Origin of the sequence: Capillimicrobium parvum, assembly GCF_021172045.1 — a bacterium.
Taxonomy (GTDB): domain Bacteria; phylum Actinomycetota; class Thermoleophilia; order Solirubrobacterales; family Solirubrobacteraceae; genus Capillimicrobium; species Capillimicrobium parvum.
Map to the genome: position 1 here is coordinate 511269 of NZ_CP087164.1, position 12470 is coordinate 523738.

Sequence of the window (12470 nt, forward strand, 5' to 3'; positions counted from 1 at the left end):
GACCAGACCCGCGCGAGCGCTAGATGCTCGTGATGATCGCCGTCGACATCGCTGCCGCGACGAGCGCGACGCTCACCAGCATGGTCAGCCGGGCGGCCACCGCATTGCCGGGGAACTCGGGCCGCGCGATGCCGGCGAGCGAGACGAGGACGGCCCATGCGGCGAGCGCTCCGCCCGCGATGTAGAAGGCGGTCTTCGACCCCTCGTCGGCCTTTCCGATCTCCGCGAGGATCAGGGCGAACGTGCTCATGGCCGCAAACCGTACCTGCTCTCGGTGGCCTCGACCTGCCCGTGGTAGTGCGAGCCCAGATCGGGGTGCCCGTAGGGCAGTTCGGCGGGCCGGTCGAGGGCCATGAACGAGAGCTGCGCGATGGGCAGCTGGGGGTAGAGCTTGATCGGGACGCGCGTCAGGTTGGTGATCTCGAGCGTGAGTGTCCCCTCGAAGCCCGGATCGACGAAGCCGGCCGTCGCGTGGACGATGAGCCCGAGCCGGCCGAGCGAGCTCTTGCCCTCGATGCGCGCGACGATGTCGTCCGGGATCGCGACGCGCTCCTCCGTCACCCCGAGGACGAACTCGCCCGGGTGGATGACGAACGGCGCGCCCTCGTCGACCGCGACGTGCTCGGTGAGGTTCGTCGGCGGATCGCGCAGGTCGATCGCCGACGTGCGGTGGTTGTGGAAGACGCGGAAGGAGTTGCCGAGCCGCAGGTCGACGCTCGCGGGCTGGACCAGATCAGGGTCCCACGGCTCGATCCGGATGCGCCCGTCGGCCACGAGGCGGCGGATCGTTCCGTCGGACAGGACGCTCGACATGCGGCGAACAGTAATGCGGGTCAGCTGACGCCGCTGCGCCGGCGCGACACCGCGCGCACGCGGGCGGGGCTGGCCGGCACCGGGCTGCCGCGGTGCGGGCCGCGCCGCGGCAGCGGCCGCAGCGGCGGGCGCGGATGCCGCGGGATGCGGCTGCCTCCGTCATCGCCGCCGTCCTCACCGCTCTCCTGCTCCGGCCCCTGGTGGATCGCCCACCACACGAGATAGAGCAGCGCGAGGATCGGCAGCTTCAGGAAGACCATCAGATAGACAAAGGTCCAGCCCATTCCCCTCCGTGGGAGGCTACCCGGGCGGGGGTGCCCGCACAACCGCCGTGTCAGCGGCCGTGCGCCGGGTGCCTCAGCGCCCGTGGATGTAGTCGTCGACGATCCGGTACATCGTCCGCGCGTGGCCGCCGTGGTCGAGCAGGCCGGTGTCCCAGCGGTTCGCCGGCTGGCTGAGCCAGTTGTAGACGTAGATCCGCTTGATGCGCTTCGAGATCGGGACGATCTTGCGGAACAGGTAGCGCATCGCCTTCGTCGCGCGCGCGTCGCTCGGGTGGAAGTTCTGGCGCCCGTCGGCGGTCTGGAACGAGACGATGCCGCCGGTCTCGGTCAGCCAGACGGACCCCTTCGTCGCATCGAGCACCGTGCGGACGCCGTCGGTCTGGAAGTGGTTGACGTCGCCCCAGTTGTGCAGGCCCCACAGCCGCGGCCGCAGCCGCTGCGACTCGGCGACCGAGGCGAACGTGCCGATCCAGCGCGAGAGGATCGAGTTGTCGAGCACGTCGGCGGCGACGATCGTGCAGCGGCGGCACTGCTGCTTGACGATCTTGAAGTACTGCACGGCCTGGACCGGGTCGCGGTACGTCGGCTGGGTCGGCGCGTTGGCCTCGTTCCACGGCGACAGGTACCGGATCGTCGGGTACTTCGCGCGGAACGCCTTGATCGCGCGCGCGTAGTCGGGCTCGGACGGCTTCGTGCACGGCTCGTGCGGGCAGTTGTCGCCGGCCGAGTGCTCGAACGCGACGAGCACCTGCTTGTTCGACGCCTGCGCCGCCGCGAGCCACTGGTCGAACGCGACCGAGGACAGCGAGTCCGGCTGCAGTGCGATGTCCCACGGGAGGATGTAGCGCACGTACTTGATCCCCAGCGGCGGGAACAGCGGGTTGGAGAACATCGAGAGGTTCTGGTCCGAGATCCCGACACCGGGACGGGCCTGGGCGCTGGGCACGAGCGAGAGGCCGACGACGACCGCGGCGAGCAGCAGCGCGGCCATGCGGCACGAGAGGCGGGACGGGCGCATCGCTCCAGAAACCTAGCGAGGGCCCGGTAGTTTCGGTGCATGCGCGCGATCCAGATCCAGGAGTTCGGCGGCCCGGAGGTCCTCGAGCTGGTGGAGCTGGCCACGCCGGAGCCCGCCGCCCACGAGGTGCGCATCCGCGTGAGCCTCGCCGGGATGAACTTCGCCGACACCCACCAGCGCGAGAACGTCTACCTCGCCAGGCAGGAGCTGCCGCTCGTTCCGGGCGGCGAGGTCGCGGGCGTGCGCGAGGACACGGGCGAGCGCGTCGTCGCGCTGACCGGCACCGGGGGCTACGCCGAGTACGCCACGGCGCCCGGCTCGCTGACCTTCCCGATCCCCGGCGACGTGGAGGACGGGACCGCGCTGGCCCTGCTCATCCAGGGCCTGACCGCCTGGCACCTGTACCGCACCGCGGGCCGCGTGGCCGGGGGCGAGAGCGTCGTCGTGCACTCCGCCGCGGGCGGCGTGGGCTCGCTGGCGGTGCAGCTCGGCAAGGCGATGGGCGCCGGCCGCGTCATCGCGACCGCCTCCTCGCAGGACAAGCGCGCGCTGGCGCTCGAGCTGGGCGCCGACGTCGCGGTCGACGGCGCGCCCGACGGCCTCGCCGAGCGCCTGGTCGAGGCGAACCTGGGCGAGCCGGTCGACGTCGTCTTCGACATGGCCGGCGGCCGCGTCTTCGACGAGTCGCTGGCCGCGCTGGCCCCGTTCGGGCGGATCGTCGCCTACGGGATCGCCTCCCGCGAGGTCAACGAGATCCGCACCAGTCGGCTCATGCGCACCAGCCGAACCGTCGCCGGGTTCTGGTTCACGCACCTGCTGGAACGCCCGGCCCTGCTCGACGAGGCGCTGGCCGACCTGTTCGCCAGGGTCGCCGCGGGCGAGCTGCGGGTAGTCGTCGGCGGCGTCTACGGGTTGAGCGAGGTGGCGCGCGCGCAGGTCGACCTGCAGGAGCGCCGCACGACCGGCAAGCTGCTGCTGGACCCGATGCGGTAGACACCCACTAGCCTGGAGTGACGTGACGACATTCGCCGATCTCGGGCTCTCCGAGACCACTCTCCAGGCACTGCGCGATGTCGGCTACGAGAAGCCGTCCCCGATCCAGGAGCAGGCGATCCCGCCGCTGCTCGAGGGGCGCGACGTCATCGGCCAGGCCCAGACCGGGACCGGCAAGACCGCCGCGTTCGGCCTGCCGATGGTCGAGCAGGTCGACCCCTCCGTTCCGGAGATCCAGGCGCTCGTGCTGACCCCGACCCGCGAGCTGTGCATCCAGGTCACCCAGGCCCTGCGCTCCTACGGCACCACGAAGGGCATCGACGTGGTCGCGGTCTTCGGCGGCGCGCCGATCCGCACGCAGCAGGCGCAGCTGCGCCAGGGCGGCCACATCGTGGTCGGCACCGTGGGCCGCGTGCTCGACCTCATCTCGCGCAACTCGCTGGTCCTGCACGACACCCGCTACGTGGTGCTCGACGAGGCCGACGAGATGCTCGACCTCGGGTTCCTCGAGGACGTCGAGAAGATCCTGCGCCTCACCCCCAACGGCCGGCAGACCGCGCTGTTCAGCGCGACGATGCCGCCGCCGATCCGCAAGCTCGCCGACAGCTACCTCTACGACCCCGAGCTCATCAAGGTCGAGGCCGAGACGCTGACGATCGACACCGTCGAGCAGTTCCAGCTCGACGTCAAGCAGGCCGACAAGCCGTCCAAGCTCGTCGAGGTGCTCAAGGCCGAGCGCCCGGAGCAGGCGATCGTCTTCTGCCGCACGAAGATCCGCGTCGACCAGCTCAACCGCACGCTCAACGACAAGGGCCTCAACGTCAAGGCGCTGCACGGCGATATGACGCAGGGCTCTCGCGACGGGGTCATGCTCGCCTTCAAGGCGCAGCGCCTGCCGATCCTCATCGCCACCGACGTCGCCGCCCGCGGCCTCGACATCACGTCGGTGACCCACGTCATCAACTACGACATCCCGACCTCCCCCGACGTCTACGCGCACCGCATCGGACGCACCGGGCGCATGGGCCGGACGGGCCGCGCGATCACGTTCGTCGAGCCGCGCCAGAAGCACGACCTCGAGGCGATCGAGAAGCACATCGGCACGTCGATCGCCCCCTGGAGCGAGGGCGCGCACACGGCGCCCGCCGAGGTCCGCGAGCGGCCGCGGCGCCACACGAAGCCGCACGTCTCGCGCAACGGCGACGAGCGCTTCGTGACGCTGTTCTCGCGGGGCGGCACCGCCGACGGCCTGGAGGTCGCCGACCTCGTCAAGGCGGTCACCGAGAAGGCGCAGATCGACGGCGAGGCCGTCCGCGACGTGCGCCTGCTGCAGCGCTTCGGCCTGCTGTCGGTCCCCGCCGATCAGGCCCAGCGCGTGGTCCAGGCGGTCAACGGGACGACCGTCAAGGGCCACCAGCTCGAACTGGAGCCCGCCCGGGCATAGCCGCGGCACGGTGCGCCGGCGGATCGCGCTCATCGCTCTGACCTGCATGGCGCTCTCCGGCTGCGCCTCGCAGTCCGGCGATCCGGCGCCGCAGGCGAGCATGCAGGCCTGGAGCTTCCCGCGGGAGCTGTTCATCCCGCAGGTCGACGTCGACGTACCGGCGCCGCCGCCCGACCGCGCGGCGCAGCGGCGCGTCGCGGCCAAGCGGCTGGCGAAGGCCGAGCGGCGGGCCGCCGCCCGGCAGAGGACGAGCGCGATCTCTCCCGGCGCGCCGAGCGACGCGGAGATCCGCGCCCAGCTCGAGCAGCTGTACGGCGCGGACGCGGCGGGCGCGGGCGGCGCGGGCGGCGCGCCCGCGGCTCCGGGCGCCGCCGTCGAGCTCGAACGCGTCGTCGCGCTGGACCGCGGCGAGGCGGTGGCCCCGCCCGACGCGCCCGACGCCGTGCAGCGGATCGTCGCCGCGGCCAACCAGGTCGCCCGGCTGCCGTACGTCTACGGGGGCGGGCACGGCGGCGCCGAGGGCATGTTCGTCGACAGCGCCTACGACTGCTCGGGCTCGGTCTCCTTCGCGCTGGCCAACGCGGGCCTCATGGACCGGCCGATGACCTCCGGCGAGATGACGCGCTGGGGCTCGCCCGGCCAGGGGCGGTGGGTGACGATCTACGCCAACGACGGCCACGCGTTCATGGTGGTCGGGGGCGCGCGCTTCGACACGGTCGGCCTGCGGCAGACGGGCTCGCGCTGGCAGCAGCCGTTCCGGTCCATCCGCGGCTTCGTCGCGCGCCACCCGCCCGGCCTCTGAGGCCCGGCGCGGCCGACGTGCGACCCTGTGGGGCATGTCGACCGCAACGATGCACACCAACCACGGCCCCATCGAGATCGAGCTCTTCGAGGAGGACGCCCCGAAGACCGTCGGGAACTTCAAGAAGCTCGCCGACCAGGGCTTCTACGACGGGCTCACGTTCCACCGCGTGATCAAGGACTTCATGATCCAGGGCGGTTGTCCGCAGGGCACCGGGACCGGCGGCCCCGGCTACACGTTCGAGGACGAATTCAACGACCACAAGATCGTGCGCGGCGCACTGGCGATGGCCAACGCCGGACCGAACACGAACGGCTCCCAGTTCTTCATCGTGACCACGGGCGAGGCGCCGTGGCTCGACGGCAAGCACACGGTCTTCGGGCAGGTGACCGGCGGGATGGACGCCGTCGACAAGATCGAGGGCACGCCGACGGGCCCGGGCGACCGCCCGAAGGATGCGGCGACGATCGAGCGGATCGAGTTCACCGGCTGAACCCGCATCCGGGCATGCTCGCCGAGGCCTGGGCCGCGCTCGGAGGCGATCCGGCCTCGCTCGTCGCGCCGGCCGTCACGGGCGGGCCGGGCCCCTTCGGCGGGCCGCTCGCGGTCGACGAGCTCGCGGCCGCCTCGGCCGGCGCGGCGCTGGCCGCCGCGGCCGAGCTCGCGGCGCAGCGCGGCGCGCCGATGCGGCGCATCGAGCTGGACGCGAGCGGGCTCGCCGCGGCGTTCATGAGCGAGCGCCACCTGCGCCTGGACGGCGCGCCGCCGCCGCCGCCGTTCGCGCCGCTGTCGCGCTTCGCGCGCACCGCCGACGGCTGGATCCGGCTGCATGCGAACTACCCGCATCATCGTGCGGCGCTGCTGACCGTCATCGAGACGGTGGAGGACGCGGCCCGGTGGCGCGGCGAGGAGCTCGAGACGGCGATCGTCGCGGCCGGCGGGTGCGCCGCCGCGATGCGCACGCCGGCGCAATGGGCGGCGCACCCGCAGGGCGCCGCGGTCGCGCGCCTGGCGCTGCTCGACATGGAGCGGGGCCCGGGCGGCGCGCCGCCCCTGCCCGCGCTGCCGGGCGCAGCGCCGCCCGCCGCCGGCGTCCGCGTCCTCGACCTCACCCGCGTCATCGCCGGGCCGGTCGGCACGCGGACGCTCGGAGTCCTCGGTGCCGACGTGCTGCGGATCGACCCGCCGCAGCTGCCCGAGCTCGAGCAGGGGTGGCACGACGCGGGCCTGGGCAAGCGCAGTGCCCTGCTGGACCTGCGCGACGCCGCGGGCCGCGACCGGCTCGAGGCGCTGCTCGCGCAGGCCGACGTGCTCGTCACCGGCTACCGGCCCGGCGCGCTGGCCGCGTTCGGCCTGGATGCCGAAGCGGTCGCCGCGCGCCACCCGCACCTTGCGACGGTCACGCTCTCGGCCTGGGGGCACGTCGGTCCGTGGGCCGGCCGGCGCGGGTTCGACAGCCTGGTGCAGTCGGCCTGCGGCATCGCCGCGCGCACCGCGGCGCCCGACGGCACGCCGGGCGTGCTGCCCGCCCAGGCGCTCGACCACGCGACCGGCTACCTCGTCGCCGCCGCCGCGTTGCGCGCGCTGACCACCCGCACGCGCGACGGCCGCACCCTCCACGCGCGCCTCGCGCTGGCGCGCACCGCGCACTGGCTCATGGCCCAGCCGCCGGTCGACCGCGAGCCGGCGCCGCTGGATGCGCAGCCGTTCCTGCAGCGCCTGGGGTCGCTCATGGCGGTCGCGCCGCCGGGCGCCCCGGCCGGCCGTCCGCTGCGCTGGGCCGGCCCGCCGCCTCCCTACGGCCGCGACGAGCCCGCCTTCGCCCCGCGCCGTCTGGAGTAGATTCTTGGCCAGGCGGCCAACCCGCACACCCGAGGGAGAGACCATGGCCAGCACCGAGACGCAGCCCAGCGGGCCGGGGGACGCCATCCCCGCGGCCGCGGAGATCGCCGTCGAGAACCCGGCGACCGGCGAGGTCGTCGGCCGCGTCCCCGAGCTCGACGCCGGCCAGGTCGCCGAGATGGCCGCCCGCGGCCGCGCCGCGCAGACCGGCTGGCAGGCGCTCGGCTTCGAGGGCCGCGGCCGCGTGATGCTGCGCGCGCAGAAGTGGCTCATGGACAACGCCGAGCGCGTCATCCGGACGATCGTCTTGGAGACCGGCAAGAGCTGGGAGGACGCGCAGAACGCCGAGCTCGCCTACGGCGCCAACGCGTTCGGCTTCTGGGCGAAGAACGCCGGGTCCTACCTCGGCGACGAGCGCGTCCGCAGCTCGTCCCTGTTCGTCAAGGGCAAGAAGCTGCTCGTCCGCTACGAGCCGCTCGGGCTGATCGGCGTGATCGGGCCCTGGAACTACCCGCTGACGAACTCGTTCGGCGACTGCATCCCGGCGCTCATGGCCGGCAACGCGGTGATCCTCAAGCCGAGCGAGGTCACCCCGCTCACCTCGCTCATGCTCGCCGACGGCCTGCGCGAGTGCGGGCTGCCCGAGCACGTCCTGCAGATCGCGACGGGCCGCGGCGACACGGGGCGCGCCGTGATCGGGCACGTCGACATGGTCATGTTCACCGGGTCGACGCGCACCGGGCGCCTCGTCGCCAAGGAGGCCGCCGAGCGGCTCATCCCCGTGTCGCTGGAGCTCGGCGGCAAGGACCCGATGATCGTCCTCTCCGACGCCGACCTCGAGCGCGCCGCCAACGCCGCCGTCTGGTCGGCGTTCATGAACGGCGGGCAGACCTGCATCTCGACCGAGCGCGTCTACGTCGAGGCGCCGGTGTACGACGAGTTCGTCGCCAAGGTGACCGAGAAGGCGGGCAGGCTGCGCCAGGGCGTGCCGACCGGCTTCGGCGCGGTCGACGTGGGCGCGGTGACGTTCCCGCCGCAGCTGGACATCATCTCCGCCCACGTCGACGACGCCGTCGCCAAGGGCGCGCGGGCCGTCGTCGGCGGTCACAAGGGCCCAGGCCCCGGCCGCTTCTTCGAGCCGACCGTGCTCGTCGACGTCGACCACACGATGGATGCGATGACGGAGGAGACCTTCGGGCCGACGCTGCCGATCATGCGGGTCGCCGACGCCGAGGAGGCGATCCGGCTGGCCAACGACTCGCCGTACGGCCTCGGCGCCTCGGTGTTCAGCAAGGACGTCACCCGCGGCGAGGCGGTCGCCCGGCGGCTGGACGCGGGCGCCGTCGACGTCAACGACACGATGCTCAACTACACCGCGCTCGAGCTGCCGATGGGCGGCTGGAAGGCGTCGGGGCTCGGCACGCGCCACGGCGCGGGCGGCATCCGCAAGTACTGCCGCCAGCAGGCGATCCTCGTCTCGCGCCTGCACCCCAAGCGCGACGTGCACCACTTCCCCTACAAGGAGAAGACGAGCCGCCTGGTGCTCAAGGGCTTCCGCCTGCTGTGGGGGCGCGGCAAGCGCGACTAGTCAGGTTGCGGTGCCGACGCCGGCCGGCGGCGTGCACGGTGGGCCGGCCGCGCCTGCCGGCGCGAGGCGGGCCCGTGGGAGCTCATGCCAGCTCGTCGACGAGCCGCAGCAGGTCCAGCGGCGAGAACGGCTTGGTCAGGAAGAGGTCGGCGCCCGCCGCGCGGGCGTCGGGCTCGTGCTCGGAGCCGGCCGTGAGCATGACGATGCGCGTGTCGCGCAGCTCGTCCATGGCGCGCAGGGCGCGGCACGTCTCGATGCCGTCCATGCGCGGCATGTCGACGTCGAGGAACACGATCCGGGGACGATGGAGCGCCGCCGCGTCGATCGCCTCATGCCCGTCGGCGGCCTCGATCAGCGCGAACCCGGACACGTCCTCGAGCGTCGTCGTGATGAGCTTGCGGATGAACGTGTCGTCGTCGACGATGAGGACGGCGGGGCTCATGCCGCTCACGTCAGCACACCGGCCTCCCGGCGGATGTGCTCGATGGCGTCGTCGGGGACGGAGGCGAACGCCACGACGATCTCGGGATCGAACTGCGTCCCGGCGCTCTCGACGATCGTCGCCCGCGCGGCTCCCAGCGAGACCGCCGGCCGGTAGGGGCGGTCGGTCGTCAGCGCGTCGAGCGTGTCGGCCACGGCGAAGACGCGCGCCGCCAGCGGGATCTCCTCGCCGCGCAGCCCGTCCGGATAGCCGTCGCCGTCCCAGCGCTCGTGGTGGTGGCGCACGACCGCCTTGGCCTCCCCGAGGAACTCGATGCCGCGCAGGATCTGCGCGCCGATGTCCGGGTGACGGGCCATGAGCGTGCGCTCCTCGGGCGTCAGAGGCTCGGGCTTGTAGAGGATCGCGTCGGGCACCGCGACCTTGCCGATGTCGTGCAGCAGGAAGCCGAACTCGGTCTGCGGGTCGTCGGCGAGCGACGAGCCCATCGCCCGCGCGATCTCGAGGCCATAGGCGGCGACGCGCTCGGCATGCTTGCCCGTGTACGCGTCGCGCGCCTCGACGGCGTTCGACAGCGCGCGGACCGTGGCCATGTAGGAGTCCTGCAGCCGGGAGCGCTGCTCGCGCTCGGACTTGAACGTCTCGCGCAGGTCGGCCGCGTAGCGCTCGAGCTGGCGCGACTGAGCCGCCGCCTCGGCGCGGACGTCCTCCAGCTCTGCCCGCAACGCCGCCACCTGCTCATCCCGGGACTGCTCACTCGAAGCCATCGGCTGGGCGAAAACACTAGTGGGAGCACGGGGTCTCGTCGGCTCAGCCTCCGACCTCGGCCGACGGGCGCGACTCGAGCATCCCGAGGACGACGGCGCCCGCGTCCTCGACCGGCAGCGGCTGCGCGTCGAGCCGGGCGAGACCGGGCGCCTCGCCGCCGTCGGCGAAGACGACGACCGACGGGCGCAGGCGCCGGCCGCTCAGCTGCAGCCGCGTGACGGCGTCGCCCGCGTCGCGCATGCCGGCGTCGACGAGCGCGACCTCGAAGCGGCCGGCGCCGCTGCGCCGCGCCGCCTCGTCGGCTCCGGACGCCCACTCGAACTCGACCCCGAGCTCGCCGAGCGCGGCGCCGACCTGTGCGCGCGTCTGCGGCCGGCCGACGACGAGCACCCGCACGCGCTCCGCGAGCACGCCGGCACCGAGCGCGTCGGCGAGCTCGTCGGCGTCCAGGCCGCGGTCGACGACCACCTCGCCCGACAGCGCGCCGTGCCGCCCCGACAGGCTCGACACCGCCATCACCGGCATCCCGATCAGGCGCGGGTCGTCGCGGACGGCGCGCAGCACGCCGAACCCGGCCGCGTGGCCCAGCAGGACGTCGAGGGTCATCGCGTCGAAGTGCTCGGCGGAGAGCCGGGCGAGCGCGCTCGGCGCGTCGTGGACGGCGACCGCGTCGACGCCCAACGCTTCGAGCGCCGCCACGATCGCCTCCGCGGCGACGGCGTCGTCCTCGACCACGAGCACCCGCGGGCCGTGGAGCCCGGCCGGCCGCGCGCCGGGCTCGAGGGCGGGCACGCCCGGCAGCGAGACGACGAAGGTGGAGCCCGCGCCGGGCTTGGAGACGACGTCGATCGCGCCGCCCTGCAGGTCGACGAGCGAGCGGACGATGGCGAGCCCGAGGCCGCTGCCGGGCTGGCCGGACCCGGCGCTGCCGCGGGCGCGGTAGAAGCGTTCGAAGACCCGGTCGGTCTGGTCGGCCGTCATGCCCGGCCCGTCGTCAGCGACCTCGATCCGCACGCCGTGGTCGTCCGCGCACGCCCGCAGCTCGATGTGCCCGCCGGGCTGCGTGTACTGGTGCGCGTTCGTGAGCAGGTTCGTCATCACCTGGCGCAGGCGCGCCGGATCGGCCATCGCCCGGGGCAGGTCGGGCGGCAGCTCGAGGCGCAGGTGCTGGTCGCGCGACTGCAGCCGCGGGCCGATGAGCGCGGCGACCTCCCGCCCGATCGCGCCCACGTCCGTCGGGCGCCGGTGGATCTCGACCCGGCCCGCCTCGACGCGAGCGACGTCGAGCAGGTCGTTGACCATCTCGACGAGGCGGTCCGAGGAGGACAGCACGATGTCGACCCACTCGCGCTGGCGCGCGGTCAGCCCGGGGGATGCGCGCAGCAGCTCGACGAAGCCCTTGATCGAGGTCAGCGGGCTGCGCAGCTCGTGCGACGCGGTGGCCACGAACTCGCTCTTCAGGCGCTCCAGGCGGGCGCGCTCGCTGACGTCGCGCACCGTCCACACGAGGCCGCGCGTGTAGCCGAGCCGCGACGCGGTGATCGCCAGCGTGCGCCGGCCGGACTCGACGACCACCTCGCCGGCCAGCGCCTCGAGCGGCTCGGGCAGCGCCGCGACGCCGGCGAGCGGCGTGCCGGCGGGGAGAGGGCCGAGCAGCTCCTCCGCGCGCGGGTTGTGCTCGACCACCACACCGTCCTCGACGACGAGCAGCCCGTCGCCGAGGCTCTCGATCGTGACGGCGAGGCGCTCGCGCTCCTCCGCGAGCGCCTGCTGCGCGCGCTCCAGGTCGCCCGCCATCGCGTTGAACGCCCGGCCCACGCCGGCGAGCTCGCCCGGAAGGTCGTCCTCGACGCGGACGTGCAGGTCGCCGGCGGCGAGGCGGCCGGCCGCGTCGACGAGAGCGTCGATCGGCCGGCGCAGGGCCGCGAGGACGGCGCCGAGCGCGACGAGTGCGAGCAGCACGGCGAGCACGCCGAACGCCGCGACGACGATCAGCGCGGTGCGGGTGCGCGACGAGGCGTCGTCGGCCGCCTTCGCGCGGCGCTCGCGCTGGAGGGCGACGAGCTCGGCGAGCGCCGGCCGCGGCGCGATGCTGTCGTCTCCGCCGTCCGCGCGGCGCAGCGCCGACTGCTCGGCGACCGCCTTTGACAGCAGGCGCGCGCTGGAGGGGTCGTCGGCCGCCAGGCGGCGGGCCGAGGCGACGCCGTCCTCGAACAGCCGGCGCGCGCGTGCCTGCGCCTCCTCGCGCGACGTCGACTGCAGCGTCGCCTCCTCGGCGATGGCGGCCGCCTTGATCTGCGTGGCCGCCGCCTGCAGCGAGTAGGCGTCGGACAGGTCGTCCTCGTAGTCGCGCCGCGCGTCGTAGAGCCGGGCCACGCCCAGGCCCGCCAGCGCCGCCAGCACCAGCGTGAGCCCGATGAGCACGAGGCGGAACGAGCGTCCCACCGACAGCTTGCGCACCTGATCCTTCTATCACCTC

At 73.7% G+C, this 12470-nt stretch carries 13 protein-coding genes; 6 read left to right on the forward strand and 7 right to left on the reverse strand.

The features are described 5' to 3' along the window. Positions 1–19 precede the first annotated feature (19 nt). The 4 genes from DSM104329_RS02485 to DSM104329_RS02500 all read right to left on the reverse strand — a co-directional run bounded on the left by DSM104329_RS02485 (position 20) and on the right by DSM104329_RS02500 (position 2115). Positions 20–250 (reverse strand): hypothetical protein, encoded by a 231-nt coding sequence (locus DSM104329_RS02485; protein WP_259313815.1) that lies wholly within the window; start codon positions 248–250, stop codon positions 20–22. Beyond that, positions 247–813, reverse strand: coding sequence for a dCTP deaminase (dcd, locus tag DSM104329_RS02490; RefSeq protein ID WP_259313816.1), 567 nt, complete (start codon positions 811–813; stop codon positions 247–249). Before dcd ends, DSM104329_RS02485 begins: the two co-directional genes overlap by 4 nt. Before the next feature lie 20 nt (positions 814–833). After that, entirely contained in the window at positions 834–1097 is a 264-nt protein-coding gene (locus DSM104329_RS02495; RefSeq protein WP_259313817.1) for a hypothetical protein, read from the reverse strand. 73 nt (positions 1098–1170) lie between these two features. After that, positions 1171–2115 (reverse strand): glycosyl hydrolase, encoded by a 945-nt coding sequence (locus DSM104329_RS02500; RefSeq protein WP_259313818.1) that lies wholly within the window; start codon positions 2113–2115, stop codon positions 1171–1173. 39 nt (positions 2116–2154) lie between these two features. Between DSM104329_RS02500 and DSM104329_RS02505 the strand changes: the two genes are divergently transcribed. The 6 genes from DSM104329_RS02505 to DSM104329_RS02530 are packed head-to-tail and all read left to right on the forward strand — an operon-like array spanning position 2155 to position 8784. Further along, entirely contained in the window at positions 2155–3108 is a 954-nt protein-coding gene (locus DSM104329_RS02505) for a quinone oxidoreductase family protein (RefSeq protein WP_259313819.1), read from the forward strand. A 22-nt stretch (positions 3109–3130) separates the two neighbouring features. Then, complete coding sequence (locus tag DSM104329_RS02510; RefSeq protein WP_259313820.1) at positions 3131–4552, forward strand: DEAD/DEAH box helicase; 1422 nt, start codon at positions 3131–3133, stop codon at positions 4550–4552. A gap of 10 nt (positions 4553–4562) precedes the next feature. After that, positions 4563–5354 carry a hypothetical protein gene (locus DSM104329_RS02515; RefSeq protein ID WP_259313821.1) on the forward strand — a complete coding sequence of 264 codons (792 nt, stop codon included), beginning with the start codon at positions 4563–4565 and terminating at the stop codon, positions 5352–5354. Between the two features lie 34 nt (positions 5355–5388). After that, a complete protein-coding gene (locus DSM104329_RS02520; RefSeq protein ID WP_259313822.1) occupies positions 5389–5847 on the forward strand; it encodes a peptidylprolyl isomerase in 459 nt (152 codons plus the stop codon). Positions 5848–5861: 14 nt separating this feature from the next. After that, positions 5862–7196: a CoA transferase gene (locus tag DSM104329_RS02525; protein WP_259313823.1), complete on the forward strand. Its 1335-nt coding sequence runs from the start codon at positions 5862–5864 to the stop codon at positions 7194–7196. A gap of 43 nt (positions 7197–7239) precedes the next feature. Continuing rightward, the gene (locus DSM104329_RS02530; RefSeq protein ID WP_259313824.1) at positions 7240–8784 is read left to right on the forward strand and encodes an aldehyde dehydrogenase family protein; all 1545 of its coding nucleotides are present in this window, start codon (positions 7240–7242) and stop codon (positions 8782–8784) included. An 82-nt stretch (positions 8785–8866) separates the two neighbouring features. Here the strand turns inward: DSM104329_RS02530 and DSM104329_RS02535 are convergent, their stop codons facing one another. The 3 genes from DSM104329_RS02535 to DSM104329_RS02545 form a co-directional block, all read right to left on the reverse strand. After that, positions 8867–9226 (reverse strand): response regulator, encoded by a 360-nt coding sequence (locus tag DSM104329_RS02535; protein WP_259313825.1) that lies wholly within the window; start codon positions 9224–9226, stop codon positions 8867–8869. A gap of 5 nt (positions 9227–9231) precedes the next feature. Further along, entirely contained in the window at positions 9232–9948 is a 717-nt protein-coding gene (locus tag DSM104329_RS02540) for an HD-GYP domain-containing protein (RefSeq protein WP_259313826.1), read from the reverse strand. 85 nt (positions 9949–10033) lie between these two features. Continuing rightward, the gene (locus tag DSM104329_RS02545; RefSeq protein ID WP_259313827.1) at positions 10034–12451 is read right to left on the reverse strand and encodes an ATP-binding protein; all 2418 of its coding nucleotides are present in this window, start codon (positions 12449–12451) and stop codon (positions 10034–10036) included. Between the last annotated feature and the right edge of the window lie 19 nt (positions 12452–12470).